Annotated in this window: 19 protein-coding genes and 1 riboswitch; of the genes, 6 read left to right on the top strand and 13 right to left on the bottom strand. The window is 33.1% G+C overall.

The genetic code is table 11. The features are described 5' to 3' along the window. Nucleotides 1-172: 172 nt before the first annotated feature. The 3 genes from HCX49_RS19020 to HCX49_RS19010 all read left to right on the top strand — a co-directional run bounded on the left by HCX49_RS19020 (nt 173) and on the right by HCX49_RS19010 (nt 4,122). Nucleotides 173-1,804, top strand: a complete 1,632-nt coding sequence (locus HCX49_RS19020; RefSeq protein WP_132771568.1) for an ABC-F family ATP-binding cassette domain-containing protein — start codon at nt 173-175, stop codon at nt 1,802-1,804. A 158-nt stretch (nt 1,805-1,962) separates the two neighbouring features. Beyond that, nucleotides 1,963-3,444 carry a TPM domain-containing protein gene (locus HCX49_RS25450; RefSeq protein ID WP_206368605.1) on the top strand — a complete coding sequence of 494 codons (1,482 nt, stop codon included), beginning with the start codon at nt 1,963-1,965 and terminating at the stop codon, nt 3,442-3,444. 270 nt (nt 3,445-3,714) lie between these two features. Next, nucleotides 3,715-4,122 carry a hypothetical protein gene (locus tag HCX49_RS19010; RefSeq protein ID WP_132771566.1) on the top strand — a complete coding sequence of 136 codons (408 nt, stop codon included), beginning with the start codon at nt 3,715-3,717 and terminating at the stop codon, nt 4,120-4,122. 98 nt (nt 4,123-4,220) lie between these two features. Here the strand turns inward: HCX49_RS19010 and HCX49_RS19005 are convergent, their stop codons facing one another. From HCX49_RS19005 to HCX49_RS18980, 6 genes are all read right to left on the bottom strand, one after another. Then, a complete protein-coding gene (locus tag HCX49_RS19005) occupies nt 4,221-9,053 on the bottom strand; it encodes a DNA repair ATPase (protein WP_168127901.1) in 4,833 nt (1,610 codons plus the stop codon). A gap of 238 nt (nt 9,054-9,291) precedes the next feature. Continuing rightward, the gene (locus HCX49_RS19000) at nt 9,292-11,409 is read right to left on the bottom strand and encodes a flotillin family protein (protein ID WP_132771564.1); all 2,118 of its coding nucleotides are present in this window, start codon (nt 11,407-11,409) and stop codon (nt 9,292-9,294) included. Between the two features lie 9 nt (nt 11,410-11,418). Beyond that, nucleotides 11,419-12,123 carry an OB-fold-containig protein gene (locus HCX49_RS18995; protein WP_132771563.1) on the bottom strand — a complete coding sequence of 235 codons (705 nt, stop codon included), beginning with the start codon at nt 12,121-12,123 and terminating at the stop codon, nt 11,419-11,421. A gap of 16 nt (nt 12,124-12,139) precedes the next feature. After that, nucleotides 12,140-12,334 (bottom strand): DUF4177 domain-containing protein, encoded by a 195-nt coding sequence (locus HCX49_RS18990; RefSeq protein WP_206368603.1) that lies wholly within the window; start codon nt 12,332-12,334, stop codon nt 12,140-12,142. After that, the gene (locus HCX49_RS18985) at nt 12,318-13,025 is read right to left on the bottom strand and encodes a PspA/IM30 family protein (RefSeq protein ID WP_021192377.1); all 708 of its coding nucleotides are present in this window, start codon (nt 13,023-13,025) and stop codon (nt 12,318-12,320) included. Before HCX49_RS18985 ends, HCX49_RS18990 begins: the two co-directional genes overlap by 17 nt. A 5-nt stretch (nt 13,026-13,030) precedes the next feature. Next, nucleotides 13,031-13,420, bottom strand: coding sequence for a YbjN domain-containing protein (locus HCX49_RS18980; protein WP_021192378.1), 390 nt, complete (start codon nt 13,418-13,420; stop codon nt 13,031-13,033). A 93-nt stretch (nt 13,421-13,513) separates the two neighbouring features. Between HCX49_RS18980 and HCX49_RS18975 the strand changes: the two genes are divergently transcribed. Beyond that, complete coding sequence (locus tag HCX49_RS18975; RefSeq protein ID WP_132771562.1) at nt 13,514-14,173, top strand: helix-turn-helix domain-containing protein; 660 nt, start codon at nt 13,514-13,516, stop codon at nt 14,171-14,173. 78 nt (nt 14,174-14,251) lie between these two features. Here the strand turns inward: HCX49_RS18975 and HCX49_RS18970 are convergent, their stop codons facing one another. Beyond that, the gene (locus tag HCX49_RS18970) at nt 14,252-14,431 is read right to left on the bottom strand and encodes a hypothetical protein (protein WP_084825378.1); all 180 of its coding nucleotides are present in this window, start codon (nt 14,429-14,431) and stop codon (nt 14,252-14,254) included. 65 nt (nt 14,432-14,496) lie between these two features. After that, on the bottom strand, nt 14,497-14,895 hold the full coding sequence (locus tag HCX49_RS18965; protein WP_132771561.1) for a single-stranded DNA-binding protein: 399 nt from the start codon (nt 14,893-14,895) through the stop codon (nt 14,497-14,499). Between the two features lie 175 nt (nt 14,896-15,070). Here HCX49_RS18965 and HCX49_RS18960 point away from each other — a divergent pair, with 175 nt between their 5' ends. Both HCX49_RS18960 and HCX49_RS18955 read left to right on the top strand, forming a co-directional pair. Beyond that, nucleotides 15,071-15,442: a hypothetical protein gene (locus tag HCX49_RS18960; protein ID WP_021192382.1), complete on the top strand. Its 372-nt coding sequence runs from the start codon at nt 15,071-15,073 to the stop codon at nt 15,440-15,442. A 334-nt stretch (nt 15,443-15,776) separates the two neighbouring features. Then, complete coding sequence (locus HCX49_RS18955; RefSeq protein ID WP_021192383.1) at nt 15,777-16,265, top strand: hypothetical protein; 489 nt, start codon at nt 15,777-15,779, stop codon at nt 16,263-16,265. Nucleotides 16,266-16,514: 249 nt separating this feature from the next. Here the strand turns inward: HCX49_RS18955 and HCX49_RS18950 are convergent, their stop codons facing one another. The 5 genes from HCX49_RS18950 to HCX49_RS18930 all read right to left on the bottom strand — a co-directional run bounded on the left by HCX49_RS18950 (nt 16,515) and on the right by HCX49_RS18930 (nt 23,244). Further along, a complete protein-coding gene (locus tag HCX49_RS18950; protein ID WP_021192384.1) occupies nt 16,515-17,042 on the bottom strand; it encodes a DUF4833 domain-containing protein in 528 nt (175 codons plus the stop codon). A gap of 142 nt (nt 17,043-17,184) precedes the next feature. Beyond that, a complete protein-coding gene (metE, locus tag HCX49_RS18945; protein ID WP_132771560.1) occupies nt 17,185-19,497 on the bottom strand; it encodes a 5-methyltetrahydropteroyltriglutamate--homocysteine S-methyltransferase in 2,313 nt (770 codons plus the stop codon). A gap of 155 nt (nt 19,498-19,652) precedes the next feature. After that, nucleotides 19,653-19,757: riboswitch (SAM riboswitch) on the bottom strand. Between the two features lie 75 nt (nt 19,758-19,832). Beyond that, on the bottom strand, nt 19,833-20,600 hold the full coding sequence (locus HCX49_RS18940) for a phosphatase PAP2 family protein (RefSeq protein ID WP_132771800.1): 768 nt from the start codon (nt 20,598-20,600) through the stop codon (nt 19,833-19,835). Nucleotides 20,601-20,662: 62 nt separating this feature from the next. Beyond that, on the bottom strand, nt 20,663-21,352 hold the full coding sequence (locus HCX49_RS18935) for a response regulator transcription factor (RefSeq protein ID WP_021192386.1): 690 nt from the start codon (nt 21,350-21,352) through the stop codon (nt 20,663-20,665). A gap of 59 nt (nt 21,353-21,411) precedes the next feature. After that, entirely contained in the window at nt 21,412-23,244 is a 1,833-nt protein-coding gene (locus HCX49_RS18930; protein ID WP_132771559.1) for a sensor histidine kinase, read from the bottom strand. Between the last annotated feature and the right edge of the window lie 113 nt (nt 23,245-23,357).

Genomic DNA, 23,357 nt, shown 5'->3' with positions numbered 1-23,357 from the left:
TTCTTTTATAGGAGATGATATTCAATTATCGATAAAGATATATGCTGAAAATTATTGACCATAATTCTTGTTTTTTTTTGTAGTTGTTAGGTATAATCATCCATAAAAATGGTGGGTACTATATTTATAAGATTGATTCGCTTATCTTTGCGGAAAATATAAGCGAATAAAAGTGATTAACGTAAATAATATTTCAGTTTCCTTCGGAGGAACAACTCTTTTTAGTGATGTGTCATTTTCAATCAATGAAAATGATAAAATTGCTTTAATGGGAAAAAATGGTGCAGGTAAATCAACATTATTGAAGATTATTGCTGGTGCAGGTAAACCTACAACAGGTAATGTTTCGGGACCGAAAGATGCAGTTATTGCATACTTACCCCAACATTTATTAACAGAAGATAATGTTACTGTTTTTGAAGAGACATCTAAAGCATTTGGAGAAGTTTATCAGATGCGGGATGAGTTAGAGGAACTAAATGAACAACTTAATGTAAGAACAGACTACGAAACTGATGATTACATGAAGCTGATTGAAAGAGTGTCTGAACTAAGTGAAAAGTTTTATTCAATTGAAGAGGTTAATTACGATGCTGAAGTCGAGAAGGTACTAAAAGGATTGGGATTTGAACGCACAGATTTTACTCGTCAAACTTCTGAATTTTCTGGAGGATGGCGCATGCGAATTGAACTGGCGAAGATTCTCTTGAAAAAACCAGATTTAATTTTATTGGATGAGCCGACCAATCATATGGATATTGAGAGTATTCAATGGCTAGAGGATTTCTTGATGAATTCTGCAAAAGCTGTCATTGTTATTTCTCACGATAGAGCTTTTGTCGATAACATTACAAATCGAACAATTGAAGTAACGATGGGTCGTATCTATGATTATAAGGCTAAGTACAGTCATTATCTTGAGTTACGTAAAGATCGTCGTCTACACCAATTAAAGGCTTATGAAGAGCAACAAAGATTTATTGCTGATAATCAAGAATTCATAGACCGTTTTAGAGGAACTTATTCAAAGACGCTCCAAGTACAATCACGTGTTAAAATGTTAGAGAAATTGGAAGTAATTGAGATCGATGAGGTTGATACATCTGCTTTGAGATTAAAATTTCCACCTTCACCTCGTTCAGGACAATATCCTGTTATGGTTGAGGAGCTTACAAAAAAATATGATGAACATGTTGTTTTTCAAAAAGCAGATATGGTTATTGAACGTGGCGAAAAAGTTGCTTTTGTGGGTAAAAATGGAGAAGGAAAATCAACTATGATTAAAGCAATTATGGGAGAGATTGATTACGAAGGAAGTTTGAAAATTGGTCACAATGCTAAGATTGGCTATTTTGCACAAAATCAGGCCGCGTTATTGGATGGAGAACTTACTGTTTTCGACACGATTGATCAGATTGCAGTAGGTGATGTCCGCGTGAAAATTAAAGATTTGCTCGGCGCTTTCATGTTTAGTGGAGATGATACTACAAAAAAAGTAAAAGTCTTGTCAGGAGGTGAAAAAACTCGTTTGGCCATGATTAAATTGCTATTAGAACCTGTAAATGTTCTTATACTAGATGAGCCTACCAATCACTTGGATATGAAGACTAAAGATATTATTAAAGATGCTCTTCAAGATTTTGATGGAACATTGATCTTGGTGTCTCACGATCGAGATTTCTTAGATGGATTAGCTCATAAAGTCTTTGAATTTGGAAATAAACGTGTTCGTGAACACTTTACAGATATTAAAGGTTTCCTAGAATATAAAAAGATGAATAGCTTAAAAGATATCGAAAAATAATTTTTCTAATCTTTTAATCGCTAATTGAGAGGTAAGTATCCAAGATACTTACCTCTTTTTTTTGAATGTATTGATATCGAGTAGCCTTCGTTGCGATATTTTATTTATGAAGAATATTAAATGTTTTTTGGTTCAAATTAAAATACTAAATTTAGTTTATGTCAAGAATTTTTAAAAAAATTATTTTCACAGTTCTTACCCTTGTATTAATTCATGGGCCCTCATTTTCTTTTGCTCAATATGGCATTGAAGATCTTCCTAATCCTAAAATTAAGGGACAAAATTATTTTGTTTCAAATCCGGATCAAATTATTTCTAATCATGTAGTAGCAGAACTAGATGCTATTTCTTGGCAGATCGATTCGATCACAAAATGTGAATTTGCGATTGTAATAGTTAATGACTATATCGGAGATAGTGATTTTGATTTTGCATTAAATTTATTTAATGCTTGGGGAATTGGTAAAAAAGAGAGTAATAATGGATTACTTCTTTTTATTGCTAAAAACAGACATGAGTATCGATTTATATCTGGATATGGTATGGAGGGTATATTGCCGGATGCCTATCTTAAGCGGATAGGTGAAAAGTTTTTAGTTCCCAATTTTAAAGCGGAGGATTATGATCGTGGCGTTTTAGAATGTTCACGATTTATCCAGACTATCCTGACTGCTCCAGATGCACGAACAGAATTGGATCGCTTAATGCCAGAAACAATACCTTTCTGGAATTTTAAAAATCCACATTTAAAAAATTCATTACTAGTTCTTTTTGCTTTTGTAATCTTATATGTTTGGATATCAGTTGTGACTAAAATGACAAAGGGAAAGATTACAAAAAAAAGTAGTTATTTTCCTCCGTTAGTAAGCGGTTGTGGGTGTATGGGTATGCTGATGTTTTTTACATCTTTTATTTTTGCATTTGTTTTTGAAAATTTTGAACAAGTTTATCAAGTTAGGAATTTACCTTATTTCATTCTCGTGTTCGGTATCATAACTCTTGCTATGAAGTATAATGCGGGTGTAACGACTGTTATGAATTCTTATAAGGATGAAGAAAATATTCAGCAAGCAATTCGTAAATTTTTGAGATGGAACTTTTTTCCAATATTAGTAAGTCCTTTGGCTTGGATAGATTTTGGCAAGTCAAATAAAAGATTATATAAATATGAAGGACGGTTATTACCCCCAGATAATTCTGATAATTGGTTGCGTATAAATAGAGATAATGCGGATTCAAAAATGAGAAATTACCTGGATGCAGGTCAATTAATGGAAGAGAAAATTAATAGCCGTGATTATGAAGTCTGGGTTAATAGTAAAACTAATGAGACTAAATTGATTCCCTGGGATGAAAATAAAACTATCGAACTATGTCCACAATGCCATTATAAAACATTTGAAAAAGATTTACGTAAAACTATTACAAAGGCGACCTATAGTTCTGGTGGATTGGAAGAAAAGTATGATCTATGTAAATATTGTGGTTATACAATCTCTCATGGAACTCAGAGTACTCCGAGATTGGTGAGGTCATCATCAAGCAGTTCAAGTGGTGGATCGGGCAGGTCTAGTGGTTCGGGTAGTGGAAGTTTTGGTGGAGGATCTTCTGGAGGTGGAGGCGCGGGAGGGCGATGGTAAAGCATTGTCCATTAATGTGATAGATGAATTTAGTATTTCATTAAATAAAAGGGATTTCCTAAAATATAGATCTATAAGTCTATATTATTGTTACAATTATCCAATTTTTCAAATTAAATTTCAAAGCTCTTTATTGTGCTCTAAGAGTATAAAACATCATTTCTTTCTGATTTTTTATTTTATGCTTTAGCATTTGTTTAATTTTAAAATATATTGTCTGATCTTTATTTTAAATTAACGTAATTTTATTTATTTTAAACTTATAATTTTATGAAGAAATTGATTTTATCTGCTGCGGCTGCGGTGATTATTTTTGCGTCATGTAATAATACGGATAGCAAAAAAGTAGAAGTAAAAGATACAACTACTCAAGTTAACACTGATAATGGTGTTGCGACAACAACTACTACAGAGACTACTTCGACAACTACAGTACCTAAATTTAGTTCTCCGGAAGTACAGCAATTGGCTGATGATTATACAAAATTTGTGAATGAGTATGTTGCCGCCGCTAAAGGTGGTGATGCGACTAAGCTTCAAGAATTAGCAACTAAACAACAAGAGTGGGCTACTAAAACAGCTACCGCTGCTAGTAAGTTTACAGCTGATGATGCTAAATTGTGGGCTGAATATACTCAAAAATTGGCTACTGAAATTACTGGAGCAGCGACTAAGTAAATCTTACAGCAATAAAATAGAAGAGGCATTCATTTTAATGATTGCCTCTTTTATCTTATGAAGATAGAATAATCTTAATCTTTATTATGTTACCGATTTTATTTCTTACTGATAGCATTGATTATGCCCTGTAAGTTTTCATTAAATTCCAATAATTGAGCAAACATTTTATCATCTTTACCTAGAGCACCATGCTTATTGTCTTTTTGAAAAACCTTTTTGATTGCTTCCCAGCGCTCTTTTTCCTCTTTTGTTAAGATATCTGCTAACTCTTTAAGCTTTAATAAATTTGATTCTGTATCTGCAGTAAGCGTTTGTGATTCACTTTCATAATGTGTTAAAATAAGCTGATTAATTTCTTGATCGTTCATCATAGGAACGACTTGGGCGACCAGTTTGCTCATATTTCGATAAGAACCCTGTAATTTAAAGGGAGGCTCTGTTCGATAATTATCTTGCATAGCAGCACTGTTGATGTAGCTTTGATTTACTTTTATGACGATATTACGAATCTTAAGAAGATGCTGCGAGACTGCAAGGAAGTCATCAACGTCTTGCTTCAAATAGTTTCCTTCTAACTCTGGTAATTGTTCTTCTCTATTTTCTATATACCGTATGAGCGCGTAAAAATCGTTGAAACTTTTACCTGCAATTTTGTCAATTGCAGGATTTTCAACAGCAGCATTTTCAATTAAGCTTAAATTGAATAAGTAATCTGTATCTCCTATAACATCTCCTAAGTTGTATACATCAGCGCGATTGGCTAGCATATCAGGGATTCTAAATTTTGAGCCACTCTCTGTATAAGGATTTCCCGCCATTACGATACAAAATCGATTTCCGCGAAGATCGTAAGTCTTGCTTTCTCCTTCAAAAATACCGTCAATCTTTCTTTGTCCATCGGCTAGTGATATGAATTTTTGAAGAAACTCAGGATTGAGATGTTGGATGTCATCCAGGTACAGCATCACATTGTCTGCCATTTCAAAGGCTAGATTAATTTTTTTAAGCTCCTCTCGTTCACCAGATGTTTTAGCTTCAGAAGGATCGATCGATGTAATGGTGTGACCGATTGTGGGACCATTGATTTTCACAAAGTGTAGCCCCATTGTTTTTGCTAAATACTCCATCAATGTTGTTTTACCATACCCGGGAGGAGAAATGAGAAGAAGCATTCCCATTTTTGCTGTACGTTTATTTTCTCCAGCCACACCTAATTGCTTTGCAAAATTTGTTCCTATTAAAGGAAAGTAAACATCATTAATCAATTTATTTCGAACAAACGAACTCAATACTTTTGGTTCGAATTCGTTTATTTTTAGTTCTTTTTTATAGGCTGTGCTTAATTTTTCTTTTAATATGTTAAATGACTCGAAACGAGGTATATCTATATCGTGAAATTTTTCTAATTTTTGAATGAAAGAGTGAAAATCTATTTGATAACTTTCATTTGTGATCACTGGATGACTTCCTTTCAAATTCGCTACTGAAAGTTGATCCTTGGCTATAATAAGTTCGTAATCAATCTGATCAAACAAGATTAATGCTGCGGTTTCATTAATGTATTTTTCAAATTTAATTAAATGATCATTGCTCTCAATAAAAGCATATAGCCAGTTCTGAATTAAATAATAACGATCTATAAGACTGAAACCTTCATTGTTTATATCTCCTTCAAAATCTTTTAGGGTCTTTCTATCATGTAGGTAACGCGTAAACTCTTGTTTTAAATGATCGGCAAAGTCGGACAATGATAATTTATTGAATTTGCTAAATGTTTTAAAAAGGTATTTTGCAATGTTCTCTTTGTTTATTTGCGATAGATCCAGGTGTGTTTCCCAACGATTGACCTCATCATTCATTTCCTTTAGTATACTTTCGTATCGATTTGAATTTGGAAAATTCTTAAGGATTTGATTAGATGATCGGATAAGAGCTATTAATTTAGAACGAACGGATTGGTCCAATTGCTGCCAAAAAAAATGGGCTAATGTTCTTGTTTCAGGATCAAACTTTAATACATCTAATTTTTCCCCTAGGGTGTGAAGTTGTTCGTAGATCTGAAGGGCATCAAAATTGTGAACACCTTTGATATAAGATTCTACATAGTTTTGTTCTACAGCTTGATTAATGAATTTTTCTGCATTAAAATTGCTTTTGGATTGTGATGCTAGGAAAGTTTTATAAGCTAAATATTCGGCACGATACACAAGTTTGTTCTCAGAAATAATTTCTTGTTCCCAAATATCTTTATAAATATTGATCTCTTGGGCGGTCACTTTTTGATAGAAACTAGTTCCTGTCAAATGATAATATAGTTCGTCTTGACGCCGTATTAATGTTAAACCTAAGCGTTGGTTATTAACTGTGAATTTGTTTTTGCCAAGTTTAATTATATTTTCACCTTCAACATATAGTTCGGACTTATCTCTTAAAACTCTTAACGCATCTTCTTGTGATTTCTTAAGTAAATTCTCAAGGCTTTCGGCTTTAGATACATCTTGTATTGTTTTCAGTTCTGAAATAATATGACGAATCTTGTCGATCATTAAGTCGGTCGAGTAAAAACTTAAAATCTCTTCTTTCGTGAGTAAAGATTTTGCCTTATTTTCGATGTTTTTAAGGACACGCAGTGCTATCTGTTCAAGAGAAGAGGCGCGTTTATTGATTTGTTCAATAATATATTCGCGTTTCCCGTTGAAAGCTTTAATGATTTCATCGCGCTTATCAGCGATTTTTAAAGCAAATTCGTCAAATTCAGAAAACTTGCTTTCGAGTTCTTCTAAGTTTACAACAATCTTAGTATAATACTCGTCAACTTTTTCTGCCGAAGTTGATAATTCCAGGTAGTTAACAATTGATTGCTCTAACAAAGTGAGTTGAGCCGAAAATTCTGCAATGGCTTCAGAACTTTTTAGTGTATTTAATTTACGTGTTAATTGGGCTCGAACCTCATTTAATGAAGCGAAAATAACTGATATTTTTTCAATTATCTTTGTTGTATGTGTTGTGTCATCAATCTTTAAGCTATGAAGTATATCAATTAATAATTCCAAATCACTAGAAATAGCTTTACATCCATCCTCTATGGCTTTGGCATCGATAGCTTTTGTTACTTTGTCGACTTCATTCTTTTGGATGACAACCTTCTGTTCATATGATGTAAGTGCAGCTTCCTGTAATAAGAACTGTATTGTTTTCTCAGAAAGATTAGTCGCTATGTGGTGAAGCTGTTCCTCTAGTTCATTTATCCGATTGTTTTCAATATACTTTACATTGCGCAAGTCAATGACCTCACCTTGTAATTTACGTGTATGTGATAAATTATGTACCAGTTGATCTAACTGTTCATAAATCGAACTATTGACTTTAAAAACAAGATCTTCTATTTTTTTTTCTATTGCTGTTAGAATCTCTTCCGCATGTTTACGCTGAATCTGTACCTTAACGAACTCGTCGATCGCTGTGTTCGCAATTTCTTTTATATGTTGTAATGGTGTACCAAGATTTTGAAGAGCCTCATCATGGACCCAGAAGTACGAATCAATGATGGAATTTGATTTTTTTAGAATATCCTCATATAGGCCTTCATAGGAATCTTCTTTGTTAATCAGTTGAATGACTTCTTGAACTTCAGACATCGCTTGGACAATATCTTTATTGCCAATTTTGTATAAGGGATCATCTCTGCGCGATGCATTTTCTTTCAGAACAGCCATGTATGGAGTCTCCCATATTTGTACTTGATGGTGGCGCGTCGCTTCATTTTCTGTACGAAAATAGATTAAGCTTCCATCTTTAAATATGGTAAATCCATTGCAAACGATTGGGGTTTCTACAGATTGTTGAATAATATTGTAAGACATTAAAATGTATGTATTCGACTGCTCATGAGTGAAAACATATAGGTAGTCTTCTCCGTTAGGAGAGATTACTTTTTTTAGAAACTGAACATTTTCAAGGTTATTCTCAAAGGTTTTATGTGTGCCATTTTGAAGATAATATCCATTTGAGAAAATAATACCTTGATTATCTGGTAGCAAAATAGCAGATTCATTGAGCGTTTTTAGGTTGACAACCTCTTTAGTTCTGATGTTGAAAATGTAAGCGCGAAATTCTTCTTGAAAGGGTTTGATCCTAAGAGCAATCATATTACCTAAGTCAGCATAATGGTATTCTGCATCATCTAGCTGTTGATCAAGATTACTAACCTTTTCAGAATAAATTCCTTTACCTGACTCTGTATTATTTTCAATTTTAAATGTTATATCACCATGAATTGCTTCAATAAATACCTTATCTAAGATAGAAATATGGGGAAACCGACCCAATCTTCGATCTTCAAGGGTAGTTTTTGTCCAATCAAATTCATGTTGATTTGCTTTTTTAACTTCATGTATACTTCGATCATCTAAATAAGTTAATTTTCCATCTTTAATCAACCATTTAAATGCTTTTAGATCTTGTTCATTCTTGGTGGTTTGAAAGATCATATATAAATAGTTCTCTGTTTTTCTAAATTTGGAAAAAATTGAATCTCTATAATATTTGTATAGATTTTGGTAATCATTAACAAAATTTATATCATTTATGAAATCAAGATCTTGGGGAATAAATTGATTATCTTCAAATAAATAGATGCTAAATACGTCTTGTAACTGAATTTCGGTTCGTAATCCAAAATGTACATTATATCCGAATATGCAGATATTACCAATTGCTAAAATACCTCTTGATACGCAGTTATTATCTGTTGATATACGTTGATTTGCCTTTAATATAAAGTTGGTCGAATTAAATATTTCTTTTCTGGCGGTATTTAATAATTGTAATTTATCGGAAAGCGTTTCTTTTTGATGTTGAAGACGTTTTCTGATAATTTCGTAAGATCCAGAGTCTAAAGTATCGTTGTTCGCTTGTGTTTCTTGCATAATTCGAAAATAATCGTGGACTATTTAATCCGTGTTGAATTCTAATTTCTACCTGTGTTAGTATATAGTTAATGTATTGACTTTATGATTTTCATTTGGTGAAGTCAATGTTACATTTACAATGGTGAAAATCTAAATCATCTTTGGAAAATACTATATTATGAACAGTGTAATAAAGCTAATTATATCGTTGTCAACTTGAAAACAATCCGTTATCAAGTTGACATATGTGTAAAAATTAGATCAATTTTTTGTTTGATATTCCTAAGTTTTTGGCTAAACCGAATAACGAGTTGATGAAATTAGTATCTTCATTATCATCCGCATTTTTGGCTGCTTGTTGTAATTGAACCAAGGCAGCGGAGACAGTTAGATTTTTGATATCATTAGATGAAATACCATATTTATCGGCTAAGCCACGTACTTTTTCTGCCAGATCACCTTTTCCGTCTGGACCCAACAATGAATTTTTGATGTCTGTTGCATGTTTTGAATTATTGATTAAATGATCAAATCCTTTGGAATTAGAAACTTGGCGTACAATGTTTTCGAAGAACATAGTCTCACCTCCAACGATATCAATTTTTGCAGTTTTTAACGCTTCTGCCAATACAGATGCTTGTGAAGCTGCGATATCTTTTTGAATGCCTATTTGAGCCAATTCAATATCTTTTTCTTTTTGTAGTTGAAGCTTGAATTCTTCGTGATCTCTTCCAACACCATCTAACTTTTTCATTGCTTCAGCTTTTTCTTGAATACCCGTGGCTTCAGCAATTGCTTTCTCTCGCGTTACCTCTGCCTCCATTATTCCCTGCTTACGGCTTGCTTCAGCTTTTTTCTCGATGATAGATGCCTCTGCAGTACCCTGTATTTGAATTGCTTCTGCTTTCGCTATCATAACTTCTGCCTCAGATAGACCTAAAGCAGCATCCTCTTTCGCTTGTGCTTCGGCAATTATTTTACGACCTTCTGCTTCTTTTACTGATGCTTCTTTTTTCGCATCAGCATCGATTAATAACTCTTGCGCTTTTTTCTCGGCAACTTTTCTGCGGGACTCCGCAAAAATAACATCTTGCTCAGCTTTTTGTTCAGAAGCTATTTTATCTGCTTCAGCAGCTTTGACAGTTGATATTAGACGCTCTTCGGCTTCTTGTGATGCCGCAATAACACCTGCTTGTTTTTTTCGTTCAACTTCACGGAATACCTCTATATCTTTGACACCTTGTTGTTCTTCTACAACACCTTTTTCGAGTTGAACACGCTCTTTGATTACATTTTGAATATTTTTCTTTTCGATTTCAATTGAACGTTCCTTATCAATTTGTGCTAATGTGACAATTCTTATTCGCTCTGTCTCTTCCAGTGCACGATCTTTTTCCACACGTTCAGTTTCAACCGCACTAGTACGTAATTTGTTTTTCTCTGCAATGATAATCTGACGAAGCTTATTTTCTTCTTGAATAGCTAACTGTTCTTCTGTAGAGATGCGGACAGTTTCGGATTTTAGACGCTCTTCTTCTCTAACTTTCGCTATTTCAGCATCTTCACGAGCTTTAATATTGTCGATTTCGCGACGTTGTTTCTCTTCTTTTTCAGCTAATTGTCGATCTAACTCAAGTATTGCCTCACGCGTTTCTACATTCTGTTTTTTAATTACTTTTTCTTCATCACGACGTATTAAATTGGCATGAATATTCTGAGCTGCAGTTAGTTCAGTGATTTTACGGATACCCTGTGAATCTAAAATATTATCTGGACTTAAAAATTTCAATTCTGTTTGTTCTAAATAATCGATTGCACAGTCGTCTAATATATAGCCATTCAAATCTGTCCCAATAATATTTAGAATTTCATTTCTAAATTCCCGTCGAGCTTCGTACAATTCAATAAAGTCGAATTTTTTTCCTACAGTTTTTAGTGCTTCTGAAAATTTGGATTCAAAAATACTTTTTAACGTATCTGGATCACTCGCGCGCTCACATCCTAAATTTTGTGCTACACTGATTACATCATCAACAGACTTATTAACACGCACAAAAAATGCGACCTTAATATCAGCACGAATATTGTCCTTACATATTAATCCATCGTGCTGCATTCTGGATATTTCAATCTTTTTTACTGAAATATCCATTATCTCCATTTTGTGAAAAACTGGAATGACATACATCCCTTTGTTGAAAGCAACATTTGTCCCGCCAATCCCAGTTCTTACTATTGCTTTTCCTTGTGGAATTTTTTTGTAGAAAGCACTTAATACAATGAAAAATGCAAAAATTAGTAAAACTATAATTCCTACAATCAAGAGGATGAGACCTGTTATCCCATCTATAAATAAAAGAGTTTGTAACTGCATGGTTAATAATTAAATATTGTGAATGGTTATTTCTTTGGTTACGTAATATATTTTTTTGTCTTTTGATTCATCAACAATAATGACTTCATCTCCATATTCTATTTTTTCTCCATTTAGACTTTCTACATAAAGCCGTATAGGATCTCTTTCGATCAAAAATTCTGCTGATCCCAGTTTTTTTCCTTCTATTGTTGCTTTCATTTTTCCTATTCTCCCAAGGAAATCAATCGGTTCTTCCCCATGATATCCAATGTTTTTAAAAAGTTTTACAAGAGGTTTAGTGAAAAAATGCATTAATATAAAAGTGATGAAAAATATAGGAATTAAAATAAAAAGGGATTTCAGTCCCCAGGTGGCGGTATTTAAAAGTAATGAAGAAATGATCGTGATGATCCATCCAATAAATTTGAAAAGTGTAACGATGATCATAATAGGAACTTTGCCAACATTAATGAAATCCATTGCTTTTGCGAAAAATGATGGCTCTATATGTGTATCGGCGTCCGAATGGTGATGTAAATCTTGTGAACTGTCTACGTCTGTTACATCAGCAGTAGAGTGGAGGTGACCATCCAGGTCCACATCGCCATCAAAGAGATGTAATCCATCCCCCGCAAAGGACATAATTATCCAATATAACAGCGAAATTCCTGTCAGTACAGTCATGATACCGTTGGATACTGGATTGAAAAGGAGGTTGAATAATTCGCTCATAATGGGTTCGGTTTTGTTATAATTCTCTTTTGAATGTATAGTGAAATGACCAAGAACTTCCGCCGATCTCTAAATCTTGCATCGATACAAGTTCCCAGCCCTGAGCACCTAATTCGTTAAGTATTTCATCTATTCGATCTTCATCAAGTTTTGTCCCCCAAAAACCTTTAGGTTCGATTTTAATTGTTTTGTATTCAAATTTTCTCATCATTATTAAGTTTTAATTTTAAAGCTTCTAGTTCGGCATTGATGGAGTCCTTATTTGAAATTGTTTCATTGATTTCATCAATGATCGATTTATTCCCATGTGCAATTTCGCCATATGCTTTTGCTAACGCTTCATCTTCCTCTACTTTAACTTTCATTCGTTCCAGCATAGATATGGTACTATTTGAATCAATATTCGCCAATTGCTTATTGACCATCTTAGCGGCGTTAGACACTTTTACACGAGCTTTTAATGTGGTTAATTCGCTTTCCCATTTCGTAATGTTGAATTTGAGTACATCTACATTCTTATGTAATTCATCTGCTGACTGAAGATGAATTATACTTTGTTTTTCTAATTCTATCGCCTCTGCTATAAATTGCTTTTTTAATAAGAGAGCCTCTTTTGCTAAGTTTTCAGCTTTATCAACTTGAAGTTCTCCATTCTGTGCTTTCTTTAATAAGAGAATAGCTTTTCCTTCAAACAGGTTTGCTTCTTCTTGTTTTTTCTCAAAATTGCTTTTGGTACGAATTGCTAATGCTTTTACTTTAGCATATGCCTCAAGGGCTTGTTCTAAATCTTCTTTCATTTCCCGGATACCTTGTTCCGTCATTTTGATTGGATCTTCCATTTTTTCAACGACAGCGTGTATTTCCGCTTGACCAATCCTGAAAATTCTTTTAAAAATATTCATAATTACTATAATTTAGAGAAGTTAATTAGTTGATTGTAATACTCACTGATTAATAAGCTTAAAGAATTGATGGCTGCATCAAATTCATTTTGGTCAATATTGCTGATTTGTAGTGTGTATCTAAAAATTACTTTTTTACCGTCTTCTGTTAACGCGAAACCACCGTGGATCATGTCCCTATTTTTAATGAGTAGTGATTTAAACAATTCCATACTTTCATTGGAAATTGTAAATAAGTATTGTTCAAAAATTAAAATTGGATTAGCTATACCTACAATCAAATTGTGAATGCCATCTAATTCATTTTGAATGATGAAAACGCCTTCTTTCTCATCTTTATAAAAGATATCGTATCCGATATTGCTAATAAAATTTTCAATTTTTGAGAAGTACATAATTTAGTTTTTTATATATTGCATATATTCTTTGCATAAAGATAATATTTTTGCAAAAATATTTTGCAAAAAATTTTATTTTTTTTTTTAAAAATGACAAATATTGGTAATAATATAAAGAAATTAAGAAAGGTGAGAGGGTTAAGCCAACAAGCATTTGCTGATTTATTTAATCTAAGCAGAGGTAATATTTCGTCTTATGAAGAATTAAGAGCTGAGCCTAAAATAGAAACAGTAATGATAATTGCTAATTATTTTGGCATTCCTTTGCAGAGTTTAATTCAAGAAAATCTTTCTGTTAATCAAATTTTAAATTTCAGTGATTATTTTGAACCAGCTATTGTAACAAATAGCACAAAAAAATTAGCAGGTATTCCCTTATTGACCCGAGAAGTTATGATGAACAATACTGATTTGTTAAAGCAAATAGAGGGCGCACCACAACTTCAGCTTCCTATTCAAAGTAAGCATAAGTTTTTAGCCATTGAGTTTTCAGAATTGATTGCCGCTCCATTGGAATTGGAAGTTAAAGAGCAAAGTATACTAATTTTTGAAGGTATTGAAATGGAATATCTGCATCTTCTTCACAATAACTTGGGTTTGTTTTTGTCTGAAGAGGAAGTTTTTGTAGGGAAGTATGAGCAAAATGGGGAACAGATATCGCTGATTCTTAGCTCTTGGAAAAAAAGTTTATTTTCCTTGTCTGATATTCGATATTATTGGAAATTGTATGGAAAGTTTGAAAAAGTTTAGTAGTTCAATAGTAATGAAACATAGATATAATTAAAAAAATATGCCTAAAATATTTTTAGGCATATCTTGTAAGTTATGTTAGTTTTTACTACCTCCACCAAAAAGTTTAGCTAGTAGCCATATTACTAAAGCAACAACGACCACAACGATGATTATACCTGACCAAACTCCTGCTTTGAAAATACCTTCAATGACCGAACAGCTCGATAAAGAAAGGCAAGTTAACACGATTAATGATATTGGAAATATTCTTTTCATATGATATTGAGTTTAAATAAGAAACAATCATCTGGATTGAAATGTTTGTTTTTACTACTATTTAATTAAAATGGTAAGTCTTCTTCTGTAATTTCTTGACTAGAAATTTCTTCATTTCGTTTCCTTAATTTAGATTTATTCATAACAATTAAACTGTCGACTTTGATTTCTGTAATTGTCTTGTTATTTCCATTATTATCTTCGTATTCGCGGTAGGTAAGTTTTCCCTCTACTAGTAACTCTGAACCTCTTAGACAATATTTTTCTACAGTAGTATTAAGGTTGCCCCAGATCACTAAAGTATGCCACTGGGTTTCATCAACCCATTCACCAGCTTTGTTTTTAAATAGATCTTTGGTAGCTAAACGTAAGGTTGATACTTTAGTTCCGCTTGTGCTAATTTTTACCACGGGATCAGAACCTAAGTGTCCAATCAATTGAATTCTGTTTTTTAATCTGCTCATAACTTTGCTTTTAAATGTTTGTAAAATTGTTTAACTTCAATAAATGCATCCTTTCGAATTATGCTTAGGAAACAGAAACAAAAGTGAAAAGTAATTGAGATTTTAATCGGTTAATAAACGTTTGTAATCGACTATAACCGTTTGTAAGCGTTTGTTGTCGTTTATTTTATGATTTATGGAAGAAGAAATTAATTTAAAAAAATGTCTAGATTGTAAAAAGTCAATAAGGGGACGCTCTGATAAAAGATTTTGTGATGATGCCTGTCGCAATAGTTATAACTATAAACAGAATAGTGATCAAACGAACTTGATCAGAAAGATCAATCATACATTGCGTAAGAACAGGCGTATTCTACAAGAAGTTCTGGGAGATGAAGGGATACTCAAGATAAGCAAGGAAAAGATGTTGCTGCAAGGCTTTGATTTAAAATATCATACTCATAATTTCATCAATGCTAAAGGACAGACCTACTATTTTATTTATGAGTATGGCTATTTGGTTCTGGAAAATAATTTGCTGTTGATCGTGAAACGTATACCTAAATAGTTTTTGATAAATTTATTTTGAAATTTCAATTTTGTTTTAAATATTTGCAAAATCAATTAGGTATTCACAATTAATAATAGAAGAATATGTTTGCTATATTAAATAACCCTACTTCAATCCAAAAGAAGGATCTTGGGTATATTCTTCAGAATACTTTTTTCTCGTAGTTACTCCTCTTTTGACTTTATTTTGGTCTCGACAATGTTCGAGCAATTAATGATTTCTTTGGTATTTCGTGAGTCGAGGTATTTAAGATAATCTTTTATTTAATTATTGATCCTTAAATAGACATCGCTTATTTAAGGATCTTTTGAGAATTGATGCAATATATTTTATGAATAAATATGTGTTACAGGCATTGGATAGTTATCCATATTACCTAGAAAATACGTTAGAATCTTTGTCATACGCCTTGTCTTATGATGATTCAAATACGATGGCACTATGTCTGATGGGGAGACTTCATGCGGAACAGTTGTTTGATTTTGAACAAGCAAAGAAATATTTTCAAGAAGCGTTAGTACATAATTTATATGCTTTGGAAATTTATCAACCTTATATACAAACCTTGATTGATACCAATGCATATGAAGAGGCAGAAAAAACAATTGAGTTTGCTTTAACAATACCCGGAGTTTCATCTTCTTTATTTTTATTAAAAAGGGTACTTATATTGGAAAAACTTAAAAAATTTAAAAAAGCCTTAAAAGTATTAAATTTGGTTAGATTGGAAAATTTAGATAGTGAGATGTTGTCCACGATCAAAGACGTTGAAGATCGAATAAAAGGAAAACGGAAAATAGGACGTAAAAGCAAAAAATAACTAATTGACAGTTTATTCTTTCTAATTGAGGATAAACTCAATAGATTGTTTCTGAGATGAGATGAATAACACGTATATCCTTCCCCTGAATTAAAGAAGGGTATACGTTTAAATATTATGATGCAACAACGTCAAATAAACGCCTCATTTTCTTTTTCAATCAAATGATGTAAACTAATTAAATAAAAAATCTAATGCATTAAAGAGTTGAATATGACAGTAGGCAATGGGATTGGCGCCTAATGTCAACTATGGTATCAATTTCTCTCGTACTTTGGTACCCCTGTGGTCTGTGCCGTAAAATATGAGATATTCAACTTGCGTCCCTAAGCCTGAAGTTCCCTCTTTTTGTTTGATGAAAATACGATGGAGATTAAATTTGTGACCATTTAATGTGGTTTCCACATAAGGCTTTCCTGCTTTATCCATCTTGAGATATAAGGGTTGATTTTTGTAAGACACAATCTCAAACTCAAATGTATTATTGCCTAGTTCTTTTGTTATAATACCGTAGGCAAATTTTTGTTGGATACCAGTTAAAGGTTTAATTTCTCCTCCTTTATCATATAAAATCCGATAGTTATTGATAGGATTCTTGTTATTGAAATGCTGTTTATCACTCATATTTGCTTCATAAACATAGGTGTTATGACCTTCGCTATGTTGTATATAAAAAAGAGTGTTTGATTTGAATGGTGGAGTGGGATAGCCCTCTTGTGCAAAGGTATAGATTGATACAAAAAACAGAAAGTATAAAAGACAAGTGAAAGTTTTCATGATATACACTTTTTTGATTAGGGTAAATTTAAACTTTCTATATTAAAGTATTAAATAGAAACTATTATTTTTTTACAAAAAAAAGATCCTGAAGTGATTTAACTTCAGGATCTTTTATATTTATAATTCTAAAAATCTAAACTTATTCAGCTCGCAAGATTTTAGCAGCTTCAACCATAGCTTCTAAGGCAGCTTTAGTCTCTGGCCAAGCACGTGTTTTTAAACCACAGTCAGGATTTACCCAAAGTTGTTCAGCTGGAACTACCGCTTTTGCTTTACGTAATAATTCAACCATCTCTTCTGTACTCGGAACACGAGGAGAGTGAATGTCATATACACCTGGTCCAATATCGTTTGGATATTTAAAATCTGCAGCAAATGCATCTAATAATTCCATTTGCGAACGTGAAGTCTCGATAGTAATTACATCAGCATCCATTGCAGCAATATCTTCAATGATATCGTTGAACTCAGAGTAACACATATGGGTGTGAATCTGTGTATCGTCATCTACATTCGAAGATGAAACTCGGAATGAACGTACAGCCCAATCTAAATATTGTTGGTGATCAGCTTTACGTAATGGCAGACCTTCACGAATTGCAGGTTCATCGATTTGGATAATTTTAATACCTGCTTTTTCTAAAGCTTGTACTTCATCTAAAATCGCTAATGCAATTTGGTAAGTTGTTGTAGAGCGTGGTTGATCGTTACGTACGAATGACCATTGTAAGATCGTAACCGGCCCCGTTAACATTCCTTTTACTGGACGGTTTGTCAGGGTTTGAGCGTATGAAGACCAACGTACGGTCATATCAGCAGGACGGTAAACATCACCATAAATAACTGGAGGTTTTACACAACGTGAACCATATGACTGAACCCATCCGTTTTTAGTGAAGGCATAACCTGCTAATTGCTCTCCGAAGTACTCAACCATGTCATTACGTTCGAATTCACCATGAACTAATACATCGATATCCAATTGCTCCTGAAGACGGATTGTTCTTTCTGTCTCTTCTGCGATTTCTTTATCGTATTGTTCTTGAGAAATTGCGCCTTTTTTCAAATCAGCTCTCCATTTACGAACATCTTTAGTTTGTGGGAATGAACCAATTGTCGTTGTTGGAAATGCTGGAAGATTAAATTTCGCTTGTTGTGCTTCTTTACGAGCTAAGAAAGTAGATGTACGTTTAGCATCATCATCAGTGATATTTGCTGTACGTTCTTTAACTTCAGGCTTGTGGATTAAAGAAGATGTACGACGGTCTTCCGCAGCAGCCTTATTGGCTTCGAAACGCTCAGCGGTTTTTGCATCTACTTCGCCTTCAGCTAAGATCGCTAAATCTTTTACCTCTGCTAATTTTTGCTTAGCAAATGCCAACCAATTTTTAACTTCTTTAGGCAATGACTCTTCATTATCTTCATTGTCTAAATCGAAAGGTACGTGTAATAATGAACTCGAAGGTCCTACTAATACACGGTCTTTGCCTAAAGCATCAACAGCTTTTTTGATTTGTGCTAAAGATTTTACGTAATCATTTTTCCAAATGTTGCGACCTTCAACTACACCCAAAGAAAGTGTTAATGAAGCCGGAACTTTGGCTAATATAGTGTCGAGTTGGTTTTCACCTCTTACTAAATCAACATGAACTGCGTAAACTGGTAAGTTTAGAGCTGTTTCTTCGTTGTCACGTAAAGCCTCGAAATAAGTCGTTACAATAATTTTGATGTCTTTAGCAGCAGCAGCTAATTTAGTAAATACACGAGTGTATAGAGCACGTGTTGCATCATCAATATCTAAAGCTAAAAATGGCTCATCAATTTGTACATATTTTGCACCAGCGGTAGCCAATTTAGTTAAGATTTCTTCATATACAGGAACCAACTTATCGATTAAATCGATACGGTTGAAACCAGATTCTTTTTCTTTACCTAATAATAAGTATGAGATCGGGCCAATTAACACAGGCTTCGTTTCAATACCTAAAGATTTTGCTTCATTATATTCATTTAAGAATTTCTCTGAAGTCAATTTGAATTCTTGATTTTTCACGAATTCAGGTACGATGTAATGGTAGTTGGTATCAAACCATTTTGTCATTTCCATTGCCGTTACGTCAACGCCATCTTGCTGGAAACCACGCGCCATTGCAAAGTAAAGGTCCAAATTGTATCCTTTATCTTCGTTATTTAAAAGTGATTGATATTGTGCAGGGATTGCACCTACAGTTAATGTCAAGTCTAAAACTTGGTCATAAAATGAAAAATCATTGGAAGGAATCAAATCGATGCCAGCATCTTTTTGAGTTTTCCAGTTGCCTTCACGGATTTTCAGTCCAGCCTGCAATAATTCTTGCGCGCTGATTTTTTTAGCCCAATATGCTTCATTGGCCTTTTTCAACTCGCGGAAGGCACCTACACGTGGGTAACCTAAGTTGTTCGTTAGTAACATAAATATAAAATTATTTTATTTGTTCAACCTTAACGAAGCAAGAAATTAGAAGGATTTTTTTATTCGAAATAAAAAACGATCAAAAATTCTTGAATCTATTTACTAAATTTTTTGATTGCTTTTAGAGAGGAGGGCACAAGATATATTTTGTGTCTAGCTTATCATTCCCACTTTTTGATGGGGTAGAATGTAGCACCTTGTCAATCGACAGGTTGCTAAGGCTTCATTGGGTCTATTCCCTCTGCCTTTCTCTATAAGCGCTGTAAATATCGGAATTAGTTTTATAAAAACAAATATTTTGTAACTTTTATATAAAAATGATAATAAACCAAGGTTTAAAATTGGAAATTAGCAGACAAACCAATTTGTTTTCCATTGTAAAATGGTATTGCCATCGTTAGGTAACTTGTTTTTTTTGATTGCAAGTGTTTATCAAATAATGGTAAGAGCCAGTATGCAATTTTTGTTCCCATAATACCAATACCAGCTCCCATGGCGACGTCAGAAAACCAATGTTTATGATTATACATTCTCAGGTAACCTGTTCCCGCCGCAATTGTATAGCCTGCAATACCATACCAAATGGATTGATCTTTATATTCTTGCCATAGAATTTCTGCACCGGTAAAAGGTACAGCAGTATGTCCTGAAGGAAAAGATTCTTGATCTGCGCGATCGGGTCTCCAAGTAGGTGTCGTTTTTTTTATGGTATATACTGCTGATAAGGTGATTGCATGGGCAATCGAACTTACCACTAAGCGTTGTTTTAAATTGTGCTTACTTGGTATTCCGAGTAAGTCAAGCCCAAAGACCGCTGCAGAAGGAATGAAAACACTAACATTATCAAGTTTAAAGGTTTTGGACGGATCATTATTAATTGAATTGTTTATTTGTTGATCCTTATGTTTGAGGTATGGGCTATTTAATGAGATTACTCCGTAAGTCATTAAAGCCGCAGGAACTATTAATTGCTTATAATTTATTGGCTTAGCATTGGTTTCAAAATCTTGATTATCATTTTGTAAAGTATCTTTTTGCGCATAAAGCGATGTAGAAGAGCAAAAGATTGAAAGGATTAAAAAAAATGGAATCGATAGTTTCATTGTTGCAAGATAAACAAAAAGAGATGTTTTTAACATCTCTTTATTATTCTAGTAATTGTGTATTAGCTAACCAATAATTTATAGCCTTTTCCATGTACATTGACAATTTCAACTTTGGGATCATCTCGTAGGTATTTTCTCAATTTGCTTAAGAAAACGTCCATACTCCGGCCTGTAAAGTAATTGTCATCATGCCAAATTTTTAAAAGGGCTTCTTCTCGAGTCAGTACATCATTCTTTTTTAGACAAAGTAGACGTAATAATTCCGCTTCTTTCGTTGATAGTTTTTGTTGCACACCTTTATGCGCAATTTGTTGACTTGTATAATCGAAGAAGTACTCTCCAATCTCAAATTTATCGCTTACAACCTGATCATCTTTCTCTCTTACAACACGCTTAAGCAATGCATTTATGCGAAGGAGTAATTCTTCCACTCGAAATGGTTTTGTGATATAATCATCGCCACCAAGTTCAAATGCTTCTGTTTTATCTTCCATCATACCTTTTGCAGTAGCAAATATGATGGGGGTTGTTGTATTTATTTTCCTGATTTCTCGGCCTACTGTAAAGCCATCTTTCTTGGGCATCATGACGTCTAAAATGCAAAGATCATAACTGCTCTTGCGAAATTGATTGACAGCTTCTTCACCATCTGTACATAAGGTGACATCAAATTTCCCTTTAAGCTCTAAATAATCTTTTAATAAATCTCCTAAGTTTGGATCGTCTTCTGCTAATAGTATCTTCTGCATATTCTTATGGTTTTGTTCGAATATTGATGATAATATACGAAATTAATATCGTTTTAAATTTAATTTTTTATGGGTAATAGAATGTCAAACTGCGTTCCCTTATCTTTATCGCTTTTTACTTGAATTTTACCATTCATTCTTTTAATAATATCATAAACATATGATAGTCCCAATCCAAAACCTTTTACGTTGTGGACATTTCCTGTAGGAATGCGATAAAATTGATCAAATATTTTTAATAAATGATCTTTTGCCATTCCAATCCCATTATCAATAATTGTAATTTGAATACTTTCTTTTGTATTTTTGGTTTTCACAATTATGTGTGGATTATCTTTACTGTATTTTATAGCATTATCTACCAAGTTGAAAAATACATTTGACAAATGAAGTTCATCTCCTACTACAATATCATTTTGTGCATCAAAGTGATGTTCAAATTTGCCACCTACTTTTTGTATTTGAAGTTGCATGCTGTCTAATACTGCTGAAAGCAGATCATTAATGTGAATAGGTGTTTTTTCTAACTTTAATGTTTCTTTTTCCAGACGGGCAATATCTAATACTCGTTCGATATGGTTACCTAATCTCACATTTTCATCATATATAATATTTGCAAGACGCTTTACTCTACGCTCATCAGATATGATCTCTGGATCTCGCAAGGATTCACTAGCTATCATAATTGTAGCAACAGGTGTTTTAAATTCGTGCGTCATATTGTTGATAAAATCAGTTTTCATCTCTGAAACTTTTTTCTGTTTGAATATGATTAATAGGGTATATGCAAAACAGCCAATTAATAGGAAAAGCAAAGCTATTGTAGGGAGCAATAGATAACTCATATTATCAACAATGATAGTACTTTTTCTAGGAAAATAAACGCTTAATCTTCCTGGAGGAGAACCAATATCTCCTTTAAATAGAGCTGTTGAATAACGAGTTATTTTATTTGGTTTAATAATATTATCGATGGTTTGTACACTGAAAACGATATTACTGCTATCGCGAACTTCAATATTAAAAGGATAATTGATATCTCTTTCTGCAAGTTCCTCTTTTAATAAGTTTTGAATGAGATTAATATTTAAGCGCTCTCTAAATGGGCGTTTGGATAGCTCCATTCCAATAGCAACATCTTCAATAAGACCGCTTCTTTTCCCGCCAATAGCTGCGATAGTATCAAATACATTTTTACCAGTTCCAATCAAATTCTGACCGCTCATATTTTCCAACTTATTTTCAAGATCTACTATTTTCTTAGCAATCTGTTTATTGAATCTTGGAGGTAAAGTCGCAATTTTATACTCAATTGCTTGCTTTAAGATAGGATCTATTGTTGGTATAACGAATCTTGCACTATCATCTTTTGCATTTTCTTTTGGTAGAAATTTGGTTGCTCCAATTTCTACATATTCTTTTATGACATGATCAGGACTGTTGTATTTGATGACGTCAATGCTTAATACATTTTCTTTACTTTTTCTATTGATGTAAGTCTCATAAAATGAATTTTCAATAGATACAACACTAGGAAATGTTTCTTTTAGTTGATCTTCAGCTTCTTTAAATTTTTCTTTTATGGCATATTGATCAGCTCTTAAGTTTTCCAGATCTCTTTGCATTTTCAATTGTTCAGCAAGATGCCTTTGCTTCTCCTGCTCAAATTGATATTTTTTGATATTGGTTTGCTGTTGCACTTTTGCAAAATCAATTACCTCCCGACGTTCTATTTTACCTGCGACTGCCGTTAAGGAAGCATTGACCGATTCGTCAAACAATTGTGATTTTTGACGATAGGATTCTCTGATAAAATAAAATTGCATAGCTGCCACTCCCAGTAATGCTAGGGTCATCAAGCTAATAATTAAAACTATGCTACTTTTCTTCATTTGTTACAAATATAGGGATGCTTTATTTGATTTAATTGCTTTTAACAATGTTTAACAAGCTTAATGTTTCATTATGAAGGATTAAGCTTTATTTTAGATAAATATTTTATAAA

This window comes from Sphingobacterium sp. B16(2022), from assembly GCF_012030425.1.
GTDB classification, from domain to species: domain Bacteria; phylum Bacteroidota; class Bacteroidia; order Sphingobacteriales; family Sphingobacteriaceae; genus Sphingobacterium; species Sphingobacterium anhuiense.
The sequence above is the reverse complement of the archived record's forward strand: the minus strand, read 5'-3'. Positions and strand labels throughout refer to the sequence as shown.

Coding starts and splice junctions, on each gene's coding strand:
- HCX49_RS25450 (WP_206368605.1), top strand. CDS start 1,963: ATGTCAAGAATTTTTAAAAAAATTATTTTCACAGTTCTTACCCTTGTA.
- HCX49_RS19010 (WP_132771566.1), top strand. CDS start 3,715: ATGAAGAAATTGATTTTATCTGCTGCGGCTGCGGTGATTATTTTTGCG.
- HCX49_RS19005 (WP_168127901.1), bottom strand. CDS start 9,053: ATGCAAGAAACACAAGCGAACAACGATACTTTAGACTCTGGATCTTAC.
- HCX49_RS19000 (WP_132771564.1), bottom strand. CDS start 11,409: ATGCAGTTACAAACTCTTTTATTTATAGATGGGATAACAGGTCTCATC.
- HCX49_RS18995 (WP_132771563.1), bottom strand. CDS start 12,123: ATGAGCGAATTATTCAACCTCCTTTTCAATCCAGTATCCAACGGTATC.
- HCX49_RS18990 (WP_206368603.1), bottom strand. CDS start 12,334: ATGATGAGAAAATTTGAATACAAAACAATTAAAATCGAACCTAAAGGT.
- HCX49_RS18985 (WP_021192377.1), bottom strand. CDS start 13,025: ATGAATATTTTTAAAAGAATTTTCAGGATTGGTCAAGCGGAAATACAC.
- HCX49_RS18980 (WP_021192378.1), bottom strand. CDS start 13,420: ATGTACTTCTCAAAAATTGAAAATTTTATTAGCAATATCGGATACGAT.
- HCX49_RS18975 (WP_132771562.1), top strand. CDS start 13,514: ATGACAAATATTGGTAATAATATAAAGAAATTAAGAAAGGTGAGAGGG.
- HCX49_RS18970 (WP_084825378.1), bottom strand. CDS start 14,431: ATGAAAAGAATATTTCCAATATCATTAATCGTGTTAACTTGCCTTTCT.
- HCX49_RS18965 (WP_132771561.1), bottom strand. CDS start 14,895: ATGAGCAGATTAAAAAACAGAATTCAATTGATTGGACACTTAGGTTCT.
- HCX49_RS18960 (WP_021192382.1), top strand. CDS start 15,071: ATGGAAGAAGAAATTAATTTAAAAAAATGTCTAGATTGTAAAAAGTCA.
- HCX49_RS18955 (WP_021192383.1), top strand. CDS start 15,777: ATGAATAAATATGTGTTACAGGCATTGGATAGTTATCCATATTACCTA.
- HCX49_RS18950 (WP_021192384.1), bottom strand. CDS start 17,042: ATGAAAACTTTCACTTGTCTTTTATACTTTCTGTTTTTTGTATCAATC.
- metE (WP_132771560.1), bottom strand. CDS start 19,497: ATGTTACTAACGAACAACTTAGGTTACCCACGTGTAGGTGCCTTCCGC.
- HCX49_RS18940 (WP_132771800.1), bottom strand. CDS start 20,600: ATGAAACTATCGATTCCATTTTTTTTAATCCTTTCAATCTTTTGCTCT.
- HCX49_RS18935 (WP_021192386.1), bottom strand. CDS start 21,352: ATGCAGAAGATACTATTAGCAGAAGACGATCCAAACTTAGGAGATTTA.
- HCX49_RS18930 (WP_132771559.1), bottom strand. CDS start 23,244: ATGAAGAAAAGTAGCATAGTTTTAATTATTAGCTTGATGACCCTAGCA.